The following is a 22,568-nucleotide window of genomic DNA, read 5'->3' as shown; positions in this document are numbered from 1 at the left end:
ACGATTCTTTCCCCGCAACACTTTCAGGAGTACCGATGCCGATCGACCCCATCGCCCAGAAGATGCTCGACGACGCCAAGAAGTCCGGGCGCCCGAACGCCCACCTGCTGCCGGTGCCCACGGCCCGGCAGAACTTCGAGGACACTTTCGGGGCGCTGGCGAAGCCGCCGATCCACCGCGTCAGCGACGTGGAGATCCCGACCCGGGACGGACAGACCATTCCCGGTCGGCTGTACCTGCCGTCGGAGGACGCCGCCGCGCTGCCGCTGACGGTGTACTACCACGGTGGCGGATGGCTGCTGGGCAGCATCGACTCCCACGACGTCGCGACGCGTCTGCTGGCCAACGCCTCGGGCAGCGCGGTGCTCTCCGTCGGCTACCGCCGCGGACCGGAATCGCGGTTCCCGACCGCGGTCGAGGACGCGATCGACGCGCTGAACTGGGCCGCCGATCCGGCCTCCGGCCTGGGCGTGGACACCACCCGGTTGGCCGTCGCAGGCGACAGCGCGGGCGGGAACCTCGCCGGCGCCGTCGCACTGCACGTCCGTGACACCGGCGCGCCGGCACTGCGGCATCAGCTGCTGGTGTACCCGGTGACCACGACGGACCTCACGCGCGGGTTCGACGACGAGTACCAGGGCGTGATGCTCGAACGCGACGAGATGCAGTGGCACCAGGACAACTACCTCCCGAGCAGCGATGCCGGCGCCGATCCCCGGGTGAGCATCCTCGACGCCGACCTGAAAGGTCTGCCCCCGGCCACGGTGATCCTCGCCGAATGTGATCCGATCCGGCCTCAGGGCGAGCTCTACGCCGCCGCTCTCGCCGAGGCCGGCGTGCCGACGGAGACCCATCAAACCCCCGGCATGGTGCACGGGTTCTTCGGTCTCGACGAGGTGTTCCCGACGGCCACCGAGGCGATGGCGTTCGCCGGGCGGCGGCTGGCCGATGCGCTTGCGGTGCACCAGCGATGACCCGCACCGCGCTGGTGACCGGCGCCGGTGGCGGGATCGGTGCCGCGACGGTGGCCCGCCTGGCAGCAGACGGCGTCCACGTCATCGCGACCGACGTGTCCGAGGCCATCCCGGCGCTGCCGCCGGGAGTCGACTACGTGTCATTCAACCTGCTGACCGGTGAGCCGCAGGAGCTGTTGTCGCTGATACCCGGCGGCGCCCTCGACTATCTGGTGAACGCCGCCGGGGTGGCCCTGTTCGACCGGGACGGATCGAGCCTCGACGTCGAGGAGTCCGTCTGGGACCTCACGCTGGGGGTCAACCTGCACGGGACACGGCGGCTCATCGTCGCCGCCGTCCCGTATCTCCGCGCGGGCCAGGGCAGGAGCATCGTCAACGTCGCGAGCATCGCCGGTCTGCGCAACATGGACTCACCGTTGGACGCGTATCAGGTGAGCAAGGCGGCGTTGGTCTCACTGACCCGCAGCCTCGCGCTGCAACTCGCGCCGGAGGGCATCCGCGCCAACACGGTGTGTCCGGGCGCGATCCTGACGCCGATGATCGAGCCGCTCTACCGCGAGAGCCCGGCGCGCAGGACCAACATGGAGGAGCGAACCCCATTGGGCCGATTGGGCTTTCCGACCGATATCGCCAACGCCATCCGCTTCCTGCTCTCGGAGGAGGCCTCGTTCATCACCGCTACAGACCTGGTGGTGGACGGCGGCTGGATCGCCCAGACGAAGTAGCGACAGACCAGCCGACCGGGGTATTGACACCCGTATAAATGGTCTAAATACTGAACCTATAGAACTTTTGAGATGTTTCGCCCAGTTGGGCACGAGCGAGGAGACAACACCGATGACCGCAACCGTTCCCGCCCCCCGTGTGGCGATCATCGGTGCCGGGTTCAGCGGCCTGGCAGCGGCGATCGCGCTGCGGCAGAAAGGTATCGAGAACTTCGTCATCTTCGAGAAGAGTGACGGGATCGGCGGCACCTGGTGGTTCAACCGCTATCCGGGAGCAGAGGTGGACCTGGAGTCGCACGTCTACTCGTTCTCCTATGCGCGCAGCGACTGGACCCGCACCCACGTGGGATGGCAGGAACTGCAGGAATACCTGGAGCGGGTCGCCCACGAATGGGACCTGGCCCGCCGGATCCAGTTCAACGAGCAGGTCGTCGACGTCCGGTGGTCCGACGAGGACCAGAGCCATACGGTGACGACGTCTTCGGGCGCCGACCACGGCACGTTCACCGCGGTCATCAGCGCTGTCGGGTTCCTCAACATCCCGATCGTCCCGCCGTTCGCCCGCGGGGACCACGAGTTCGAGGGCGCGATGTGCCACACCTCGGCGTGGATCGACGGACTGGACCTCACCGGTAAGTCCGTCGGCATCGTCGGCACCGGATCCTCGGCGGTCCAGGTGGTCACCGAGGCCGAGAAGGTGGCCAAGGACGTGACGATCTTCCAGCTCGAGCCCAACTGGTTGGTGCCCAAGAACAGCCGCGCCTTCACGCCGCTGGAGCGCCGGCTCAACAAGCTGCGCGCGGTCTACGCCTGGCGCCGATGGGCGCTGTACTTCGACTATGACCGCAGACAACTGCGGTCGAGCCACGCCCGCAGCACCGGCCGGTTCAACAGGCGGCGGCACCAGGCCTCGTTGGAGTTCATGCGGCGAGAGCTCGCCGGGCGGCCGGACCTTCTCGAAATGGTCACGCCGGCCTTCGCTTTCGAAGGAAAGCGGACTGTGTGCAGCGACACCTACTACGCGTCGCTGCGCAGCCCCAAGGTGACGCTCGTGCCGCACGCGCTCAAAGGCCTCACCCGCACCGGCGCCATCGATGCCAACGGCGACGAACACGATCTCGACGTGATCGTGCTGGCCACCGGCTTCGACGCCGCGAACTACCTGGGCAACTACCAGGTCTACGGGCAGGGCGGCCGGGAACTGCACAGCGCCTGGAACGGCGAGCCCGAGGCCTTCCTCGGCATGATGGTTCCCGGTTTCCCGAACTTCTTCATCATGTACGGACCCAACACCAACTCCGTGCCGCTGGTGCACTTCTACGAAGCACAGGCCGACTTCGCGGCATCCCTGATCCGCCGGGCCGCGAAGACCGGCAACCGCGTCATCGACGTGCGCCGATCGGCGTTCGTCATCTACAACGACTGGCTGCAGGCCCAGCTCGCCAAGACGGTGTGGGCGAAAACCCACAACTACTTCCGTGCCGGAACCGGCAAGGTCGTCTCGCAGTGGCCCTTCGGTGCGACGCCGTACATTCTGGCGACGAAGTTGCTGCGCAGGATCGCCGTCCGGTTGAGCTGACCGAGCTGCGACGAGGAACCACCCATGACCGAGAAACCCCTCATAGCCGTCACCCTCAACGCCGCCGAACTCGACCGGATGGTGCACTGGCGCAAGATGTTCGACGGCCTGCAAGCCGTCGGCGCGATACCGATGGCGGTCGAGTGCGCGACCGCGCTCGCCGACCTGGAGCACACGGTCGGGACCGTCGACGGGCTGATCATCAGCGGCGGCGGAGACGTGGATCCGCGCCGATGGGGTGGAGACCCCGACGATCCGACACTGACCTGGGTGAACCCCATCCGTGACGAGAACGAGATCGCGGCGTTCGAGGCCGCCTGGACGCTGGGCGTGCCCACCCTGGCGATCTGCCGCGGCGCCCAGCTCGTCACCGCTGCCCGCGGCGGTGCGCTCTATGCGGATCTGCCCCGCGATTTCCCCTCGCCGATCGCGCACCGGCTGGGGGAGGAGGCTCTCCTGGAGACCGCGCACGACGTCGATCTCGTCGAAGGCAGCCGGATCGCGCGGTGGACGCAGGCGGGCGCCAGGATGAAGGTCAACAGCCAGCACCATCAAGGGGTGCGCCGCCTGGCCGACGGCTTCACCGCGGCCGCATACGCCCCCGACGGTCTGGTGGAAGCCTTCGAGTCCCCCGACCACCCGGTCACCGCGGTCCAGTGGCATCCCGAAGTCAACTGGGGCACCTGCGAATTCTCCTACCGGATCCTCGAGGGCTTCGTCGAGTCGTGCGGGGAAAGGCGGGCCAGCACCTTGTCCAAGGTGACCGGCAGATCCCGCACCCGCACGCCGGTGGCGTTGTAGACCGCGTTCACCACGGCCGCGGCCGAACCGACGATGCCGATCTCGCCGGCACCGCGCGAGCCCATCGGGTTGGTGTGCTCGTCGGTCTCGTCGAGCCAGATCGCGTCGACGTCCTCGACGTCGGCGTGCGAGCTGAAGTGATAGGTCGCGAGATCCTGCGTGACGACGTGGCCGAAGCGGGGGTCGCGCACACTCTCCTCGTGTAGCGCCATCGACAACCCCATCGTCATGCCACCGATCAGCTGTGAGCGCAGCGTGCGCGGGTTGATCGCCCGCCCGACCGAGAACACGCCGAGCATCCGCGGCACCCGGATCTCACCGGTGTCGAGGTTCACCTTCGCTTCGACGAAGTGCGCGCCGAAGGACTGCATGGTGAACTTGTCCGAATCCGGGTTCTCCGGCGCCTCGGCCTCACTGCTCGCACCGATCGCCGGCGGGTCACCGTGGTCGCTGCGGAACCGTTGTGCGGCAGCGACGATCGCGCGCCCCCAGGAATTGATCCCCGACGATCCGCCCGCCACCGACGCATCCGGCAGCGCCGAGTCGCCGATCTGCAACTCCACTGCCGCGAGGTCGCAGCCGAGCGCGTCCGCGGCGATCTGCGTCAGCGTGGTCCAGGTTCCGGTACCGATGTCGGCGGCGCCGATCTGCACCAGATAGCGTCCCTGCGCCGCGTGCGTGATCCGTGCGGTGTTGCCGGGCATCTGCATCGCCGGGTACGTCGCCGAGGCGACCCCGACACCGTGGAGCCACTCGCCGTGGCGCCGCTGCGCCGGCCTGCGGTCCCACTGCGACCAGCCGAACCGCTGCGCGCCGAGGCGCAGGCATTCCTCCAGATGCCGCCCGGACCACGGGTTCCCGGTCTCCGGGTCGACCTCGGGGTCGTTGCGGATGCGCAGCTCGATCGGATCGATCCCGGTGGCGACGGCCAACTCGTCCATCGCCACCTCGGCGGCGAAGGTGCCTGGGCATTCGCCCGGCGCGCGCATCCAGAACGGCACCGCGACGTCGAGCGCCGCGAGGCGGTGCGTCGTCCTGCGGTTCGGTGTGGCGTACATCTTGCGGGAGGTGACGGCCGTCTGCTCGGCGAATTCCTTGACCGCGGAGGTCTGCCCGATGGCGTCGTGCACGAGCGCGGTGAGTCGGCCGTCCTTGTCGGCGGCCAACCGGACCCGCTGGATCGTCGGGGTGCGGTAACCGACGAGGGAGAACATCTGCTGGCGGGTCAACGCGAGCTTGACCGGGCGCCCGTCGGCCCGTTGTGCGGCCAGCAGGGTGAGCACGTTGTGGGCGTGCGGAGATCCCTTCGACCCGAACCCGCCGCCGACGTACGGTGCGACGACCCGCAACCGGTCGACCTCGAGCCCGAGGATCGGCGCGAGCGCCTTGCGGGCCGCGTGGGGCCCCTGCGTCGAGTCGTACAGCAGCACATCGGGTTCGCCGTCGCGGACCTGCCACTGTGCGATGCACGCGTGCGGTTCCATCGGGTTGTTGTGCTCCAGCGGCGTGGTGTAGATCTGGTCGACGACCACCTCGGCGGCGGCCAGCGCGGCGTCGGCGTCGCCGTCGGCGGTGTCGCTGGGATAGGACGGGTTGACCGAATCCGGCGTGTACAGGCCGGGATGGTCGGCGCGCAGCTCCGCGTCGTGCGGTTCCGCGATGTACTCCGTGCGCACCAGTGCCGCGGCCTGCCTGGCGATCTCGGCGGTCTCGGCGACCACGCCGCCGATGATCTGACCGCGGAAGTGCACGCGGTCGTCCTGCAGGATCGCGAGCTCACCGTCGGAGCTGTCAGCCAGCTCCGGGGCGTCGAAGACCGTCAGCACGTCGAGAACCCCGTCGACGGCGCGGGCGGCGACCGCGTCCATCGTGATCACCCGTCCCCGCGCGACGGTGGCCTGAACCGGATGCAGGTACGCGGGGGACTCGACCAGATGCTCGTAGGCGTAGGTCGCGGTGCCGGTGACCTTGGCCACGCCGTCGCGGCGGGCCACCGGTGTGCCGATGGCGCGCGGTTCGAGCAGCGTCATCACCGGCCCCTCTCGGTGAGCATCCGCAGCTGCGCGATCAGCGTGCGCCTGGTCAGTTCGACCTTGAACTCGTTGCCCGGCAAAGGTTCCGCGGCGTCGAGTTCGGCGTCGGCCGCCGCGCTGAACACGTCGGCGTCCGCGGCGGCGCCGGCGAGCATCTGTTCGGCCTTGCGGGCCCGCCACGGTTTGTGGGCGACACCGCCGAGCGCGATGCGTGCCGTGGCGATCGCATCGCCGACGAAACTGAGCTCCGCGGCGACCGAGCTGAGCGCGAACGCGTACGACGCGCGGTCGCGGACCTTGCGGTAGTCGGAGACCGCGCCGGGCGGCGGGGCGGGGATCTCGACCGCGGTGATCAGTTCACCGTGGCCGAGCACGGTGTCGCGGTGCGGTTCGTCGCCGGGCAGCCGGTGGAACTCGATGACGGGTATCCGGCGCGTCCCGTCGGTGCCCTCGACGACGACCACCGCGTCCAGTGCGCTCATCGCGACCGCCATGTCCGACGGGTGTACGGCCACGCACTGCGGCGACGCGCCCAGGATCGCGTGGTAGCGCACATACCCGCCGAGCGCCGAGCAGCCGCTGCCCGGTTCGCGCTTGTTGCACGCGGTGGTGACGTCCTGGAAGTACACACATCTGGTGCGCTGCAACAGATTTCCGGCGGTGGTCGCCGCGTTGCGCAGCTGTCCGGACGCCCCCGAGAGCAGAGCCCGCGACAGCATCGGATAATGCGAGCGGATCACCGGGTGGGCGGCCAGATCGCTGTTGCGCACGTTCGCGCCGATCGTCACGCCGCCGTCATCGCCGACGGTGACCTCGGTGAGGTCGAGGCGGCTGACGTCGACGAGCAGATCAGGTTCGGCCACACCGAGTTTCATGTGGTCGACGAGGTTGGTGCCGCCGGCCAGATATGCCGCACCCGGATGCGCGGTCAGCGTCGCGACGGCATCGGCGGCACTGGTGGCGACGTGGTACTCGAACGGTTTCACCGGTCTGCCGCCTTGCCGATCGCCGCGACGATGTTCGGATACGCCGCGCAGCGGCACAGGTTCCCGCTCATCCGCTCCCTGATCTCGTCATCGGTCAGCGCCGGGGATGCGTCGAGGTCGTCGGCGATCACGCTCGGTGCGCCCGCCTTGACCTCGTCGAGCATGCCCACCGCAGAACAGATCTGGCCGGGGGTGCAGTATCCGCACTGGAACGCGTCGTCGTCCTGGAACGCCTGGGCGACCGGATGCAGCGCATCGCCGTCACCGAGGCCTGCCGCGGTGGTGATCCGCGCACCGTCGGCCGCGACCGCGAAGACCAGGCAGCTGATCGCGCGGCGGCCGTCGACGAGCACGGTGCACGATCCGCACTGCCCGTGGTCGCAGCCCTTCTTCGGGGCGGTGGCGCCGAGTCGTTCGCGGAGCGCGTCCAACAGGGTCATGCGATTGTCGACGGTGACGGATCGTTGCTGTCCGTCGACCTCGAGGCTGACGTCAGAACTGTGGTGGGGCCGGCTCACCGTCGGCGGATACCCGGGGCCGGACGCACCAAACTACGGCCGGCGGTCGACCCGCGGGGCGGCCAGCAGCGCGGCGATGCCGGTGGTCAGCGGCACCGACAGTGCGAGCGCGATGCCGCCGACCGCCGACCGCGCCACCTCGATCGCCACCAGCTCGCTGGTCAGCACATCCCCGAGCGACCGGTTCGCGACGCTGAACAACAGCAGCAGGGGCAACGCGCTACCCGCATACGCCAGCACCAGCGTGTACACCGTGGACGCGATGTGGTCGCGGCCCACCCGCATCGCGCCGACGAACACGTCGCGCCGGGACGCGTCGCCGAGCGCCGCCAGCTCGAACGTCGTCGAGGCCTGGGTCACCGTGACGTCGTTGAGCACACCGAGGGAACCGATGATGAATCCCGCCAGCAGCATCCCGGTGATCGACACGTTGCCCAGATACGCGGCGACCTCGTTGTTCTGGTCCTCCGACAGCCCGGTCAGGTGAGTCAATTCGATTGCCGCCCAGGACAACACCGCCGCCAGCAGCAGAGAGGCCAGGGTGCCGAGCAGCGCGGCGCTGGTACGGAGGCTGACCCCGTGCGCCAGGTAGATCACCGCGTACAGGATCGCCGCCGATCCGACCAGCGCGACCGGCACGGCCGGGGCGCCGTCACGCAGGGCCGGCAGCAGGAACACCACCAGCACACCGAAGGCGATCACGATCCCGACCAGCGCCCGGAAACCCCGCCACCGCGCCACCGCGACGATCACCACCGCGAACACCAGCGCGAACGCGGCCAGTGGCCATGACCGCTCGAAGTCGTAGAACGCGTAGCTGGTGACCCCGGCGTCGTCGACCTGGCGGCTGAGGCGGACATCGTCACCCACCGCCAGCGTCGGCTGGCCGGGCCCGACCCCGATCTCGAGCAGGGTGTTGGCGCCCCGGTTGGGACCGGAGTCGATTGCGACCAGCGACTGCACGCACTCGGCGCCGGCACCGTCGGACGGCAGCGGCGCCGAGGTCAGCACCGAGCCCGCCGACGGGCTGCCGCACGTCGCCGCGGTACTGGACAGCACATGGCCGGTTTCGGTGGTGACCGCCCCGCCCGCGGCGTTCTGGAACGGCAGCGGGATGTCGGCCTTCTCCCCGCTGGGCCACAGCAGCGCCGCGCCGATCAGCACCGCGACGCCGATCGCGACCAGCAGGCCGACGACGATCCTGGCGGCCAGCGGTCCCAGCGGCGACGGACCGGCCAACGAGTGCGAATGCGAGTGCGCCACCCGGACAGGGTAGTGGGCCGGGCCGGCGGAATTGGCGCGCAAGGGGGCCGTCACGGCGACTTAGCCTGAGGACATGATCAGAGGCGCCGACCGTTCGGCATTGAAACGACGCTACGAGACCATGGTCGCCGACGGGGTGGTGCCGGTACTCCAGTCCCTCGGATTCGTCAGGTCCAAGAACACTTTTCGCCGATCGCGCGGACCGCTGTACGACGTCATCGAGTTCCAGGCCAACTGGAACAACAGCGTCGCACCCTGGTACGGATTCTTCGTCAACGTCGGCGTCGGTTCCGTGGAGATCGACGAATCCTGCCCCGGCCATTCCCGTAATCTGCATCGGCCTGAGGAATTCCTGCTCGATCGTCGCTGGGAGCACCTCGTGCCAGAGGCTCCGTACGAGCTGCGGTTCGACCGGAGCACGGATATGTCGGCTTTCGGCAAGAGACTGTGCGAAAACCTGGGCCTGGTCGTCGCAGAGGTGGAACGCATCTCGACGACGAGCGAGCTCGTCGACTACGCCGTCACCAACAACCTGCTGATCGCCTACGAGAAGACGTGCTGCTACCTCGCGGCGAGCGGAGACCTCGGTACCTTGAACGCCTACGTCGGTAAGCTGCGCGACCGCTTCGGCACCCAGGACCGCTGGGAGATCTTCAGCGACAGGATCAGCGCCGTGGCCGGACCCTACTGCCGGTAGCCGGCCAGGAAGTTGCCGAGCCGCTCGATGGCGGCGGACAGGTCACGCGCCCACGGCAACGTCACGATGCGCAGGTGATCCGGTGTGGGCCAGTTGAATCCGGTGCCCTGGACCACCAGGATCTTCTCCTGCAGCAGCAGGTCGAGCACCAGCTGCTCGTCGTCGGCGATGTCGTACACCTCGGGGTCCAGGCGCGGGAACGCATACAGCGCGCCCCGCGGCTTCACGCAGGACACCCCGGGGATCTCGTTGAGTTTCTCCCACGCGACATCGCGCTGTTCGAGCAGCCGCCCGCCCGGCAGCACCAGGTCGTCGATGCTCTGATGGCCGCCGAGCGCCACCTGAATCGCATGCTGGGCAGGAACGTTCGGGCACAGGCGCATGTTGGCCAGCAGGCTGATGCCCTCGATGAAACTGGCGGCGTGTTCCTTGGGGCCGGTGATCACCAGCCACCCGGAGCGGTATCCGGCTACCCGATAGGCCTTGGACAGGCCGTTGAACGTCAACGTCAACAGGTCCGGCGCCACCGAGGCCAGCGATACATGCTCGGCGTCGTCGTAGAGGATCTTGTCGTAGATCTCGTCGGCCAGCAGCAGCAGTTGGTGTTTGCGCGCCAGGTCGGCGATCTGGGTGAGGACCTCGCGGCTGTACACCGCGCCGGTCGGGTTGTTCGGGTTGATCACCACGATCGCCTTGGTGCGGTCGGTGATCTTCGACTCGATGTCGGCGACGTCGGGATTCCAGCCCTGGGTCTCGTCGCACAGGTAGTGCACCGGGGTCCCGCCGGCCAGCGAGGTGCACGCGGTCCACAGCGGATAGTCCGGCGCCGGGATCAGCACCTGGTCCCCGTTGTCCAGCAGCGCCTGCAGCGTCATCTGGATCAGCTCGGAGACGCCGTTGCCGAGGAACACGTCGTCGATGTCGAACCGCGGGAAACCCTCGACGAGTTCGTAGCGGGTGAAGACCGCGCGGCGGGCGCTGACGATGCCCTTGGAATCGGAGTAGCCCTGCGCGTGGGGCAGCGCGGCGATGATGTCGCGCATGATCACATCGGGGGCCTCGAACCCGAACGGGGCGGGGTTGCCGATGTTGAGCTTGAGGATGCGGTGGCCTTCGGCCTCCAGCCGGCCCGCGTGCTCGTGCACGGGTCCGCGGATCTCGTAGAGAACGTCCTGCAGCTTGCTCGACTGCGTGAACTCACGCTGGCGCAGGTGCTGGCCACCGCCGGTCTGCCACGGCGCCTGATGCGTACTCATGCCGAAAAGTCTCCCACGGGTTGTCCAGGTGTTTTCCGCACCTGATCGCACGAACCCCCGAAAACGAGTCCGGCGGGCCCCGTAGGGGACCCGCCGGCTCGAACTACTCGCGAACTACTTGCGGCCGGGTCGACGTGCGCCCTTGGCGATGCCGAGCCCCTTCACCGGCGGCTCGTCGCCGACGATGCGATCGTCACCGCTGCCGCTGGACCCGTTGCCGGACGGGTCTGCCGGTGCCTGCGGCTCCGGCTCGGCGGGTGCCTCGGCTGCGGGTGCCTCCTCGGGTTCCGCGGCGGCAGGAGCTGCCGGCGCGGCGGGGGCGGCCTTCTTGGCGCCGGGACGGCGTGCGCCCTTGGCGATCGCCAGGCCCTTGACCTCAGGTTCCGGCTTCGCGGCGGCGTCGAGCCCGCGGTCGGAATCGGCGGTGTCGGCTGCCTCGGTGCCCGCGGTGGCCTTGTCCGGGTCGACGTTCGGCGGCTGCACGACGGTGCCCTCCGCCGGCTTGGCGGCCGGAGCCTTCTTCGCGCCCGGGCGACGTGCGCCCGAGGCGATGCCGAGGCCCTTGACCTCGGGTTCGGGCTTCGCCGCCGTCTCTGCCGGTGCCTCTGCCGGTGCGGCCTCGGCCGACGCGGCCGGTGCGGCGGCCGTCTTCTTCGCGCCGGGACGCTTGGCGCCGCCGGCGATGCCCAGACCCTTGACCTCCGGCTCGGCCTTGGCCGGCTCGGCGGTGCTCGCTGCGGTATCCGCAGCGGCCGGGGCGGCCTTCTTCGCACCCGGACGCTTCGCGCCGCCTGCGATGCCGAGACCCTTGGCGGGCGCGGCAGCCGGCTTGTCCTCGGCGGGAGCGGCGGCGGTCTTCTTGGCGCCGGGGCGCTTGGCGCCACCGGCCACACCGAGTCCGGTGACGGGTTTGGTCTCCGTCGGGGCGGTGCTCGCCTTGGCCTCGGCGGGTGCGGCCTCCTCGACGGGGGCGGCCTCGGGCTCCTCGACCTTGGCCGGCGCCTCGGCGGCCTTGCGTGCCGCGCGCTCCTCGGATTCCTTTGCCGCCGTGCCCTTCTCGGGAAGGGTGAAGGAGCTCTTGTCCAGCGAGCCCAGCAGCAGCTGAGCGACGTCGAGCACCTCGATCTTCTCGACGTCACGGGACGCGGACACATCGTCGACGCCGTCGGTCATCATCACGCGGCAGAACGGGCAGCCGGTCGCGATCGCCGACGCACCGGTGTCGAAGGCCTCCTCGGTGCGCTCGGTGTTGACGCGCTTGCCGATGTGCTCTTCCATCCACATCCGCGCACCGCCCGCGCCGCAGCACAGGCCACGGTCGGCGTGCCGGGGCATCTCGGTGAGCTTCGCGCCCGATGCACCGATCAGCTCACGCGGAGCCGAGTACTCCTTGTTGTGCCGGCCCAGGTAGCACGGGTCGTGGTAGGTGATGTCCTGTCCGGCCGGGCTGCCGTCGGTGTTCTTGACGGGGATCAGCTTCTTGTCCCGGACCAGGCGGTTCAGCAGCTGGGTGTGGTGCAGCACGGTGTAGTTGCCGCCGACCTGCGGATACTCGCGGCCCAGCGTGTTGAAGCAGTGCGGGCAGGTCACGACGACCTTGCGGTCGACCCGCTCGATGCCCTCGAACAGGTCGTTGAGGGTCTCGACGTTCTGCGCGGCCAGCTGCTGGAACAGGAACTCGTTGCCGGAGCGGCGGGCCGAGTCGCCGTTGCAGGTCTCGCCTTCGCCGAGCACCAGGTACTTCACGCCGGCGGCGGAGAGCAGCTCGGCGACGGCCTTGGTGGTCTTCTTGGCACGGTCCTCGTAGGCGCCGGCGCAGCCGACCCAGAACAGGTATTCATAGCCCTCGAACGAGTCGACGTCCTTACCGAACACCGGCACGTCGAAGTCGACCTCGTCGATCCAGTTGGTGCGGTCCTTGGAGTTCTGGCCCCACGGGTTGCCCTTGGTCTCCAGGTTCTTGAACAGCACGCCGAGCTCGCCGGGGAACTCGGATTCCATCATCACCTGGTAGCGGCGCATGTCGACGATGTGGTCGATGTGCTCGATGTCCACCGGGCACTGCTCGACACACGCGCCGCAGGTGGTGCAGGACCACAGCACGTCGGGGTCGATCACGCCGCCCTGCTCGAGGGTGCCGACCAGCGGGCGGGTGGCCTGCAGCGGCGAGTCGGCCGGGATGCGCTCGAAACCGGACTCGGGGACGTGATCGTGAGAGTGCTTCTCGCTGCGCTTCTCACCGCGCAGCTCCTCGCCGAGGCCACCCTCAGGGGTGTTCTCCAGCGGAGATTCCTTGCCGTCGAGGAAGTACGGCGCCTTCGCGAACATGTGGTCGCGCAGGTTCATGATCACGAGCTTCGGGGACAGCGGCTTGCCGGTGTTCCATGCGGGGCACTGCGACTGGCAGCGGCCGCACTCGGTGCAGGTGGTGAAGTCGAGGTAGCCCTTCCAGGTGAAGTCCTCGATCTTGCCGCGGCCCAGGATGGCGTCCTCGGCGGGATCCTCGAAGTCGACCAGCTCACCCTTGGACTCCACCGGCAGCAGCGGGCCGAGCGCGTTGGGCATCCGCTTGAACGTGACGTTGATCGGGGCCAGGCCGATGTGCAGGTGCTTGGAGTGCAGCACGATCAGCAGGAACACCAGCATGACGGCGATGTGGGCGAGCAGCGCCAGTGTCTCGATCCACTCGTTGGCGGTGTGACCGAGCGGCGCCAGGATCCAGCCCATGAACTGGGAGAAGAACGCGCCGTTGCCGTAGGGGAGGTTGCCGACGACGGCGGCGGCGCCACGGACCAGCGCGTAGGTCCAGATGACGTTGAAGATCATGAACAGGATCAGCCACGCGCCGCCGGTGTGCGATCCGTAGAACCGGGAGTCGCGGCCGTGCTTCTTCGGCTCGCGGACGATGCGGATGATCGCGAAGGTGATGATGCCGAGCAGCACCGCGACGGCGAAGAAGTCCTGCAGGAAGCCCAGCACATCCCAGCGGCCGACCAGTGGGATGTGGAAGTCGTGGTCGACCAGCAGGCCGAAGGCCTCCAGGTACACCGTGGCCAGGACGAAGAAGCCCCACATGGTGAAGAAGTGCGCGATGCCGGGGATCGACCAGCGCAGCAGGCGGGTTTGCCCGAAGACCTCTTCGAATTGCGTGGTGATGCGCTTCTGGAGGTTGTCCTTGCGGTTGTTGCCCTCGCTCAGCGGTTGCCCGGAGCGGATCAGCTTGGTCAGCCAGACGACGCGTTTGGCGGCGAACACCCCGACGACGGCGAGCATCAGGACCCCGGCGATGATCCTGATCAACATCTGCGTTTCCACGCGGGCCTCCGGTTTTCTTGTTACCCGTGGGTAACTTAGAGTCGGTTACTGGTGAGTAACTTAAGCTCGATGCCTGCTCATAGTTACATCCACTGGATAACCAGCGCTACGAAGGCTGGCCTAACTAACCGGTTGGGTGTGCTATCGGGAGTCCGCCGGGTTCATGGCGGCGCGCAGCATGGACAGCATCTCCGAACGCGATTCCGCACCGAGCCGGCGCCGGATCCGCGCCACATGGTGCTCGACGGTCTTTGCCGAGATGAACAGCGCAGCGCCGATCTCGCGGTAGGGCATGCCTTGGAGCAGCAGCTCGGCCACTTCGCGCTCGCGCTCGGACAGCTGGGTCGACGCCTGCCGCGGCGGCACGGGCCCACCCGCCGCGGCGGTGCGCGGAGCGGGTTCGGGACCGGCGGTGACGTCGACCGGCGCGGTCGCCTGTTTCAGGTCGCGGGCCAGCTGCAGCATGGCCTGGGATATGCGGGGCTGTGAGGTCTGCAACGCCGCCTGCCCCGCCAGCCGGGTCGCATCCCAGGTGTGGCCGAACCCGGCCAGCCCGCGCGCGGCAGCGGCGACCTCGGTGGCGTCGACGTGTCCCGCCAGCACCCGCAGCCAGGTACGACCCGCCGTGGCCAGCGCCTTGGCGAAGGGACTGTGCGGGGCCGCCGCGGTCAGCGCCTGCCCGTGCGGTGCGACGGCGTCGGGTGCGTTGGCGAGGATCCCCGCGTGCACCCCGGCCCAGTGCAGCGGCAGCGACCACAGCAGCGGGTCACCGAGCGTGGCCAACAGCCCGAACACCTCGTCGACCGCGTGGCGCACCTGGTCGACCTGGCGCATCCGGGCCGCCGCGACCCACAGCTCGCCGAGCGGGAGCACGGCGAACACCTCGGCCGAACTCTCGGCCAGTACGTCCATCGCCGCGTGCCAGTGCTTCTGCATCGCCCCGCTGTCGCCGTTGCGCCGCGCCACGCCGGTGTGCAGTGCGGCGGCCCACAACGCGTCGCGCCGGTGCAGCGCGGAGTAGCCGTCCGCGGGGACGGCCGCCGCGGCGGCGGCCAGCTGGCCGTCCTGCAGGTGCGCCCAGCCCTGCAGCAAGCGGTGCCGATGGGTGACGAAGATCGCATCCGCGCGGTCGGGCCGGGCGTCGGCGTGTACGGCACGGCCGATCACGCTGCGCGCCCGCACGGGGTCTCCGCCGTGCAGCGCGGCGAGGGTCACCAGCGCGGCCGGGGTGTCGGGCAGCACGCCCCGCTGCCCGGTGTCGACGCTGATCGCCCGACCGAGCCTGGCAACCGCCGCGTGGTAGGGCTCCTCCAGCGTCATCAACAGGCCCTCGGTGACGCTGCGTGCCGACCTCGCGGCCGACGTCGGCGGGCCGGCGGACTCGGCGTCCGCGGCGGTGCGCAGCGCTGCGGCGTCGCCGACACCCAGCGCGACGATCGACGCGGCGGCCGACACCGTGGCGTCCGAGGTCGGCCCCAACCAGCGGAACAGGTCCGCGCCCTGCGCGGTGGCCCCGTCGTGGGCGGCGATGCTCGCCGCGATTCGCACCGCGGCCGCGCGTTCGGCCGGCTCCGGTGAGGTGAGCAGTTCGTCGGCGACACGGCCCGCGGTCGTGCAGTCCCCGGTCAGGGCCAGCGCGTCGGCCAGCCCGGCGTTCGACGCGGTGGCGCCCGCCCCGGCGGCGGCGCGGTAGAGCCGGGCCGCGTGCGCGGGCCGGTCGTGGCCGCGGGCCGCCAGGTCGGTCAGCGCCGCGGCCAGCCGGTCGTCGCGCAGGCCGTGTTCGGCGATCCGCAACGCGAGGTCGGCGGTCAGCGTGCCCAGCTCCAGCTGCGAGCTCAGCAGCGCCACCTCGATGTCGTGATGTCGTGCGGCACCGACGATCTGGGCGATCCCGTCGTGCACCGAGCGCAGGAACGCCGACGGGTGCACGGGGTCGACCAGCGCGCAGGCACGCGCCCGGTCGACGGTCGCCAGCGCCGCATCGGGGGTCAGCCGAAGCGCTGCGGCGACGTCGTCGGGCCCGAGTCCGGTGCCCAGCGAGACGACGAGCAGGGTGTCGAGTAGTCCGTCGTCGAGACGGGCGAGTCGCTCGGCGAGCCTGACCGCGGCGGCCTGACGTATCGCGGGTGCGCCGCCGTCGACCGCCTCGAGCGCGGGCGTGAGCAGGAACCGGAGCCCGCCTGTGGCGGCGACGAGCAGCCGGGTCAGGTCGCCCCCGGCCGGGACGCCGAGGCGCGTGGCCGCCGCCGCGGCGACATCGTTCGGGGACAGCGGGCCGAGGATGACCGGCGAGTGCTCACGTTCCAGTTCGGTCATCAAAGTCCGCAACGGAAGGTGGTGCGCCAGAGGCTGTGTCGCGACCACCACGGTGGCGGCGGGGTCGGCCACCAACTCGGTGAGGCGGCCCAGGCTCTCGGCGTCGAGGAGATCGGCGTCGTCGACGACGACGGCCGCGTCCCCGCCGATCGCGCCGGGCCGGGCCAGCACCTGACGGCCCGCCCCGCGGAACGCGGTGCGCACGGCGGTCAGCACCGTCGACTTGCCGGTGCCGATGCCGCCGGTCACCAGCAGCTTGGTCGCCGCCCGCGGATCGGCGTCGACGGCCGCGATCGCGTCACGGGCGGCCGGGAGCACAGGTCAGGCGCCGCCGTCGTCAGGGATCACCGTCGTCACGATCGGTTCCGGATCCACCGTCGGCGGCGGTTCGACGGTGGTCGGCGGCGGCTCCACCGTGGTCGGGGGTGGCGTGGTCGTCGGCGGTGCCGTGGTGGTGGTGCGCGTCGTCGTGGTCGTCGGCGGGGTGGTGGTGGTCGTCGTCGTGGTGGTCGTGGTGGTGGTCGTCGTCGTGGTGGTGGTCGACGACGTCGGTGAGGTGGTGGTGGTCGTGGTGGTCGACTCCGGCGGCGGGGGCGGTGGCTGGCTGACCGTGGTGGTCGCGATGCCGTCCGGACCCACGGTCACCGTGGTCACCGGCGGCGGCAACTCGGCCGGCGCGCCCTCCGAAGGCGTTGTGGTGCTTGCGGTTTCGGTGACGGTGGTGGAATCGCCGCTCGACGACGTAAGCGTCACCGCCAAGCCGCCGACGGCGAGCAGTGCCGCGGCGGCGGCCAGCCCGAACAGGATCGGGGGCCGTTTGTACCAGGGCAGTGGTGGCAGTTCGTCCTGATAGCCGGCGGCGTAACCGTCGGCCCCGAAGCTCACCGGGGGCCGGGCGCCGGTCACGCCCGCGTCGCCGTAGTCGGCGGGTGCGGTGTAGTCGGCGCCGGTGTACGGCGTCGGGTCGACGGCTTCGTCGTCCTCCGACCAGGCCAGCGCCTCACCGGCGACCGGCGGCGCGGCCGGGCCCAGTGCGGTCGGAGCGTCAACGGCCGGACCCATCGCGGTCGGGACGTCGGCCGCGGCGGCCATGCCGGTCGGCGCCATACCGGTCGGCGCGTCGCCGTCCGAGCTCTGGGCGGCGAGCACCGCGGCGCCGGCGGCGATGTTCAGCAGTGCCTGCGGCGTGGTGACCACGGGCGCGCGCAACCGTTCGGACAGCCGCTGCGTCACCAGCGGGATCGCGGCCCCGCCGCCGACCGTCGCGACGGCCGAAAGGCGTTCCAGCGGAACGCTGTTGCGCTGCAGCGTGTCCTCGACGACGGCCAGGAGCCCGTCGAGCGGCCCGCTGATCAGCTGCTCCAGTTCGGGGCGGGTGATCCGCACGTCGGACCGGAACCCGGGCAGGTCGACCGGGACGGCGGTGGCGGTCTCGGCGGAGAGTCGCTCCTTGGCGGCCCGGCACTCGTCGCGCAGCCGGGACAGCGGCCCGACCGCAGCGGTGCCCGCGGTGTCGGCGTCGTTCCCGCCGGTGTCGGTGACCCCGGCGAGCACGTGGTCCAGTAGCGCCCCGTCGATGCCGTCGCCGGAGAACTCCGGATAGCGCACGGTCTGACCGACGACGGCCAGATCGGCGCCCGCATCGGCGAGGGTGACGCTGGTGCCTCCGCCGCCGAGGTCGACCAGCGCGACCACACCGCTGCCCGGCAGTCCCGGGGTGGTGCGCAGGGACGCCAGCGCCGCCGTGGAATCGGGGACCAGTGCCGGAGGCACGCCGTCGGGGGCCAGGCTCGTGACGGTGCGCAGCGCGCCGCGCAACGCCCCCACGGTCCCGGGACCCCAGTGCGCCGGCACCGCGATCGCGACCGGCGAACCGCCACCGGCCAACCGCCCCATCGCGTCGAGAGCGGCGGCCAGCACCTGTTCACCGCGATGGGCGCTGCCGTCCTCGGCGACCAGCGGCACCGGGTCGCCGACGCGCTCGACGAAACCGGTCAGCACGACACCAGCGGCGCCGCCGGTCTCGGCCGGCGAGCCGACCTCGGGCGCGCGGCCGGGGATGAGGGTGAGGATGGATCGGCGGGTGACGGGCGTACGGCCCACGCGGGCCGCGACAAGGTTCGTCGTACCGATCGACAACCCGAGCGGTTCGGTCATGGCGGCGTCTCTCCTGTCTGGACCGCCGCCCACCTTAGCGGCTCCCTGCGCGTGAGCGGAGAACGTTCCCCTAGTGTGGCGATTCCCCTAATGGGTGATCCCCTAATGCCCTGTCCGGCTGTGCGGGTCCGGCACCGATCCTTGGAGCTCCCGGGACGCATACGCTCGGGAGCACAACCATCCTGGGGAAGGAAATCTCGTGGCGAACTCGCTGCTCGACTTCGTGATGGCGCTGGTGCGCGACCCGGAGGCGGCCGCACGGTACGCCGCGGACCCCGCCCGTGCCCTCGCCGACGCCGATCTGACCGACGTGACCAATGCCGATGTGCAGAATCTGATCCCGGTCGTCGCGGAGTCGCTGTCGATGACGGTGTCGTCGCCCGGTCTCGACCCGTTCGCCGCCGAACCGGTGGGCAACGTCTGGGCGAGCGGGGCCGCCACGGCGGCGTTCGACGCGTTCGACGATCTGGTCCCGACGGCCGTCGGCGCAGGTCCTGACGCCGGCGCACCCGCGATCGTCGAGGAGATCGACACCGGACTGGAGGTCGTCGACGCCGACGAGTTCGCCGAGCCCGTCGCATCCCTGCAGCTCGACGACCCCGTGTTCGACTCCCCGCCGCCGGCCGATCCGATCGTCGTCGACGAGTGGACCGGCTCCGGCCACGGTCCGGACGGCCTCGATCCCGGATCGGGATTCGACCTGTTCGACTGAGCTCGGACGCCTTCGGACCACGGCCCCACCTGCGCGCGAAACCCGCGCGGATCACCTGATCCGCGCGGGTTTTTTCGTGTCTGAACCGGTCGGAAAGCCATCCCTGAGCAGATCCCCTATGCCCCTAATGAATCGACCCCCGTATCCCTAGCGAGCCCGGACGGGGATTGGGATCGAACCCCGTTCCCGGACCCCCGGACCGTCCATAGATTGGTCTCCAGACGCCGGGAGGAACCGGCAGACAGCTCCGAGAAAGGGACTCCAATGCTCACTCTCATCGACTTCATCCTCGACCTGTTCCGCAGCCCGGCCGCGGCCAGTGCGTTCGTCGTCGACCCGGACGGTGCGCTGCGCGACGCGGGTCTGCCCAACGTCACCGCCGCACAGCTCGCCTCCGTCGCCGCGACCGCCGCTCCCGCCGGCTACGCCCTCGGTGGCGGCGACCCGATCGTGGGCCTGCAGCGCGCGGTGGCCGACCACCACCAGCTGGCCTCGAACTTCGCGTCGCCGTTCTCCCCGCAGACCTCCTACGCGCCGACGTTCGCGCCGGAGACCAACACCGACCTGCTCAGCGGCAACAACGTGCCGGTGGCCAGCCCGGTCCAGGACGCCGGTGCCAACGCCCAGAACGGCGCGTTCAACCTCGGCTTCGGCGACATCACGTTCGGCAACAAGACCTCCAACACCGCCACCGACGGCGGCGTGGTGGTCGGCGGCGACAACGACGGTGACATCGTCAGCGGCGACGGTGCGGTGCTCGGTGACGGCAACACCACCAGCAACGGCGACATCCTCGCCGGGTCCGGCTCGAACGTCGTCGTCGGCAAGGACAACGAGGTCGAGGACAACTCCAAGACCGCAGGCGGCGACCTGATCACCGACAACGACGCCCCCGTGCTCAACGACGTCGACACCAGCGGCGGCAACGGCGGCGGTGCCGACGGCGGTGGCAGCCTGATCGGGATCGGCAGCGGCAACGCCGCAGGCGGCGCCGGTGGCAACGGCGGGGCGATCGTCATCACCGACACGAACGTGAACTCCGGCACCCAGATCGACGGCGACTTCGGCAGCGACAACGTCGATTACGACGTCGAAGACAACAGCGTCAGCACGTCGATCGAGACCGACATCGCGACGTCCACGGAAAGCACCGTCACCGACAACTCGTCGTCGTTCGAGTCCAACATCGGCTCGGGCAACGAGACCAGCACGGACCTGTTCTCCGGCAACGTCACCGGTATCGAGACCACCGATGTGGCCTCGCACAACGACACCGCCCTGGTCGACGCGTTCTGACCCACCCGGTAACCAGGCTGCTGGCGGGGACCATCCGATGGTCCCCGCCAGTTCGCTGCGCCTACCTTGAACTGACACCGCGGGAGTGAGGGAGCCATGACGCCGCCGAATGACCCCAACAAGGTCGTCCTCGAGCTGATCGACCACACCAGCAAGATCGCCGACGCGCAGGGCCGCACCGACCTGGTGGCCCGGCTCGCGCGCACGCAGCGTCGCGTCAACGATCCGCAGATCCGCGTCGTGATCGCCGGACAGCTCAAACAGGGCAAGAGCCTGCTGCTGAACTCCTTGTTGAACATGCCCGTGGCCCGCGTCGGTGACGACGAGTCCACGGTGCTGGCCACCGTCGTCTCCTACGGTGACCAGGCCTCGGCGCGGCTGGTCGTCGCGCGCGGCGACGGTCGGGAGCCGGATCTGATCGCCATCCCGACCGCGGACCTGCGCAACGACCTGCGCCGCGCCCCGCAAGCCGGCGGCCGGAACGTGCTGCGCGTCGAGGTGACCGCGCCCAGCCCGCTGCTCAAGAGCGGGCTGGCGTTCATCGACACCCCCGGTGTCGGAGGACACGGCCAGCCGCACCTGTCGGCGACGCTCGGCCTGCTCCCCGACGCCGACGCGATGCTGATGATCAGCGACACCAGCCAGGAGTTCACCGAACCCGAGATGACGTTCATCCGACAGGCTTTGGAGATCTGCCCCGTCGCCGTCATCGCCGCCACCAAGACCGATCTGTACCCCCACTGGCGTGAGGTCGTCGACGCCAATGCCGCCCACCTACGGCACGCCGGGATCACCACGGAACTGGTCCCGGTCTCCTCGACGCTGCGCGGACACGCCGTCGCGCTCAACGACAAAGAACTCAACGAGGAATCGAACTTCCCGCGCATCGTGAAGTTCCTCTCCGAGGACGTGGTGACCCCGCACAACGACCGGGTGCGCAGCCAGGCCCTCGGCGAGATCCGCGCCGCGGCAGAGTATTTGATCCTCGCCGCGGAGTCGGAACGGTCCGCGTTGACCGATCCGCAGACCCGGGACCGGCTGACCGCGGACCTCCAGCGCCGCAAGCAGGAAGCCGAGGACGCGTTGCAGCAGACCGCGCTGTGGCAGCAGGTCCTCAACGACGGGATCGCCGACCTGACCTCCGATGTCGACCACGACCTACGGGAGCGGTTCCGCAACATCACCTTTCACACCGAACGGGTCATCGACACCGGTGACCCGACGCTGCACTGGGCCGAGATCGGCGCCGAACTCGAGGATGCGGTCGCGACCGCGGTCGGCGACAACTTCGTGTGGGCCTACCAGCGCGCAGAGGCGCTGGCAGCCGATGTCGCACGCACCTTCACCGAAGCCGGGCTGGGCGCGGTGCGGATGCCGGCCATCGATGCCCGCGCCATGGGTGCCGACATGGGCGAGTTCCGGTCGCTGGCCGAGCTGGAGGCCAAGCCGCTGAAGATCGGCCACAAGATCGTCACCGGGATGCGCGGCTCCTACGGCGGGGTGCTGATGTTCGGCATGCTGACCTCGTTCGCCGGGCTGGGCATGTTCAACCCGCTGTCACTCGGCGCCGGATTCGTGCTCGGCCGCAAGGCCTACAAGGAGGACATGGAGAACCGGATGCTGCGGGTGCGCAACGACGCGAAGACCAACGTGCGCCGGTTCGTCGACGATGTCGCGTTCGCGGTCGGCAAGGAATCCCGCGACCGGCTCAAGGGAATTCAGCGTCAACTGCGTGACCACTACCGCGAGATCGCCAACCAGGCCACCCGATCGCTGAACGAGTCGCTGCAGGCCACCGTCGCGGCCGCCAAACTCGCCGACGCCGAACGCAACACCAGGGTCAAGGAACTCGACCGTCAGCTGTCCATCCTGCGGCAGGTCGTCGAACACACTGCGCATGCCGACGCCGTGCGGTGATGCCCGCTCATTAAGCTCAGGTG

16 protein-coding genes are annotated in these 22,568 nt (G+C 69.8%); 8 read left to right on the top strand and 8 right to left on the bottom strand.

Features of this window, described 5'->3' with window-relative positions:
- Positions 1-35 precede the first annotated feature (35 nt).
- From NTM_RS04395 to NTM_RS04380, 4 genes are all read left to right on the top strand, one after another.
- Complete coding sequence (locus tag NTM_RS04395; RefSeq protein ID WP_163765566.1) at positions 36-974, top strand: alpha/beta hydrolase; 939 nt, start codon at positions 36-38, stop codon at positions 972-974.
- The gene (locus NTM_RS04390) at positions 971-1,699 is read left to right on the top strand and encodes an SDR family NAD(P)-dependent oxidoreductase (protein WP_163765565.1); all 729 of its coding nucleotides are present in this window, start codon (positions 971-973) and stop codon (positions 1,697-1,699) included. Before NTM_RS04395 ends, NTM_RS04390 begins: the two co-directional genes overlap by 4 nt.
- Before the next feature lie 112 nt (positions 1,700-1,811).
- On the top strand, positions 1,812-3,278 hold the full coding sequence (locus tag NTM_RS04385) for a flavin-containing monooxygenase (RefSeq protein WP_163765564.1): 1,467 nt from the start codon (positions 1,812-1,814) through the stop codon (positions 3,276-3,278).
- A 24-nt stretch (positions 3,279-3,302) separates the two neighbouring features.
- Positions 3,303-4,079 carry a gamma-glutamyl-gamma-aminobutyrate hydrolase family protein gene (locus NTM_RS04380; RefSeq protein ID WP_104861677.1) on the top strand — a complete coding sequence of 259 codons (777 nt, stop codon included), beginning with the start codon at positions 3,303-3,305 and terminating at the stop codon, positions 4,077-4,079.
- On the opposite strand, the gene NTM_RS04375 is transcribed toward NTM_RS04380, so the two are convergent.
- The 4 genes from NTM_RS04375 to NTM_RS04360 are packed head-to-tail and all read right to left on the bottom strand — an operon-like array spanning position 3,974 to position 8,879.
- Positions 3,974-6,109, bottom strand: coding sequence for a xanthine dehydrogenase family protein molybdopterin-binding subunit (locus NTM_RS04375; protein WP_163765563.1), 2,136 nt, complete (start codon positions 6,107-6,109; stop codon positions 3,974-3,976). The two genes, NTM_RS04380 and NTM_RS04375, sit on opposite strands and share 106 nt — an antisense overlap.
- The gene (locus tag NTM_RS04370; RefSeq protein WP_163765562.1) at positions 6,109-7,098 is read right to left on the bottom strand and encodes an FAD binding domain-containing protein; all 990 of its coding nucleotides are present in this window, start codon (positions 7,096-7,098) and stop codon (positions 6,109-6,111) included. The genes NTM_RS04375 and NTM_RS04370 overlap by 1 nt, the downstream gene beginning before the upstream one ends.
- Positions 7,095-7,616, bottom strand: a complete 522-nt coding sequence (locus NTM_RS04365; RefSeq protein ID WP_163765561.1) for a 2Fe-2S iron-sulfur cluster-binding protein — start codon at positions 7,614-7,616, stop codon at positions 7,095-7,097. The genes NTM_RS04370 and NTM_RS04365 overlap by 4 nt, the downstream gene beginning before the upstream one ends.
- Positions 7,617-7,649: 33 nt before the next feature.
- Positions 7,650-8,879 carry a YibE/F family protein gene (locus tag NTM_RS04360; RefSeq protein ID WP_179963880.1) on the bottom strand — a complete coding sequence of 410 codons (1,230 nt, stop codon included), beginning with the start codon at positions 8,877-8,879 and terminating at the stop codon, positions 7,650-7,652.
- Positions 8,880-8,952: 73 nt separating this feature from the next.
- Between NTM_RS04360 and NTM_RS04355 the strand changes: the two genes are divergently transcribed.
- Entirely contained in the window at positions 8,953-9,576 is a 624-nt protein-coding gene (locus tag NTM_RS04355) for a DUF4304 domain-containing protein (protein WP_163765560.1), read from the top strand.
- On the opposite strand, the gene NTM_RS04350 is transcribed toward NTM_RS04355, so the two are convergent.
- The 4 genes from NTM_RS04350 to NTM_RS04335 form a co-directional block, all read right to left on the bottom strand.
- Positions 9,564-10,832: a pyridoxal phosphate-dependent aminotransferase gene (locus NTM_RS04350; RefSeq protein WP_163765559.1), complete on the bottom strand. Its 1,269-nt coding sequence runs from the start codon at positions 10,830-10,832 to the stop codon at positions 9,564-9,566. The genes NTM_RS04355 and NTM_RS04350 overlap by 13 nt on opposite strands.
- Before the next feature lie 114 nt (positions 10,833-10,946).
- Entirely contained in the window at positions 10,947-14,147 is a 3,201-nt protein-coding gene (locus tag NTM_RS04345; protein ID WP_163765558.1) for a 4Fe-4S dicluster domain-containing protein, read from the bottom strand.
- 141 nt (positions 14,148-14,288) lie between these two features.
- Positions 14,289-16,781: an isoniazid response ATPase/transcriptional regulator IniR gene (iniR, locus tag NTM_RS04340; RefSeq protein WP_163765557.1), complete on the bottom strand. Its 2,493-nt coding sequence runs from the start codon at positions 16,779-16,781 to the stop codon at positions 14,289-14,291.
- A 3-nt stretch (positions 16,782-16,784) separates the two neighbouring features.
- On the bottom strand, positions 16,785-18,620 hold the full coding sequence (locus NTM_RS04335; protein WP_104861683.1) for an Hsp70 family protein: 1,836 nt from the start codon (positions 18,618-18,620) through the stop codon (positions 16,785-16,787).
- A 199-nt stretch (positions 18,621-18,819) separates the two neighbouring features.
- On the opposite strand from NTM_RS04335, the gene NTM_RS04330 reads away from it, so the two are divergent.
- The 3 genes from NTM_RS04330 (at position 18,820) to iniA (ending at position 22,545) form a co-directional block, all read left to right on the top strand.
- Positions 18,820-19,332, top strand: a complete 513-nt coding sequence (locus NTM_RS04330) for an Rv0340 family IniB-related protein (protein WP_163765556.1) — start codon at positions 18,820-18,822, stop codon at positions 19,330-19,332.
- 264 nt (positions 19,333-19,596) lie between these two features.
- On the top strand, positions 19,597-20,628 hold the full coding sequence (locus tag NTM_RS04325; protein WP_163765555.1) for an IniB N-terminal domain-containing protein: 1,032 nt from the start codon (positions 19,597-19,599) through the stop codon (positions 20,626-20,628).
- Positions 20,629-20,724: 96 nt separating this feature from the next.
- The gene (gene iniA / locus NTM_RS04320) at positions 20,725-22,545 is read left to right on the top strand and encodes an isoniazid-induced dynamin-like GTPase IniA (RefSeq protein WP_163765554.1); all 1,821 of its coding nucleotides are present in this window, start codon (positions 20,725-20,727) and stop codon (positions 22,543-22,545) included.
- Positions 22,546-22,568: the final 23 nt, after the last annotated feature.

It is taken from the genome of Mycolicibacterium parafortuitum (assembly GCF_010725485.1).
In the GTDB taxonomy this organism is placed as follows: Bacteria; Actinomycetota; Actinomycetes; order Mycobacteriales; family Mycobacteriaceae; genus Mycobacterium.
The sequence above is the reverse complement of the archived record's forward strand: the minus strand, read 5'-3'. Positions and strand labels throughout refer to the sequence as shown.

Coding starts and splice junctions, on each gene's coding strand:
- NTM_RS04395 (WP_163765566.1), top strand. CDS start 36: ATGCCGATCGACCCCATCGCCCAGAAGATGCTCGACGACGCCAAGAAG.
- NTM_RS04390 (WP_163765565.1), top strand. CDS start 971: ATGACCCGCACCGCGCTGGTGACCGGCGCCGGTGGCGGGATCGGTGCC.
- NTM_RS04385 (WP_163765564.1), top strand. CDS start 1,812: ATGACCGCAACCGTTCCCGCCCCCCGTGTGGCGATCATCGGTGCCGGG.
- NTM_RS04380 (WP_104861677.1), top strand. CDS start 3,303: ATGACCGAGAAACCCCTCATAGCCGTCACCCTCAACGCCGCCGAACTC.
- NTM_RS04375 (WP_163765563.1), bottom strand. CDS start 6,109: ATGACGCTGCTCGAACCGCGCGCCATCGGCACACCGGTGGCCCGCCGC.
- NTM_RS04355 (WP_163765560.1), top strand. CDS start 8,953: ATGATCAGAGGCGCCGACCGTTCGGCATTGAAACGACGCTACGAGACC.
- NTM_RS04350 (WP_163765559.1), bottom strand. CDS start 10,832: ATGAGTACGCATCAGGCGCCGTGGCAGACCGGCGGTGGCCAGCACCTG.
- NTM_RS04335 (WP_104861683.1), bottom strand. CDS start 18,620: ATGACCGAACCGCTCGGGTTGTCGATCGGTACGACGAACCTTGTCGCG.
- NTM_RS04325 (WP_163765555.1), top strand. CDS start 19,597: ATGCTCACTCTCATCGACTTCATCCTCGACCTGTTCCGCAGCCCGGCC.
- iniA (WP_163765554.1), top strand. CDS start 20,725: ATGACGCCGCCGAATGACCCCAACAAGGTCGTCCTCGAGCTGATCGAC.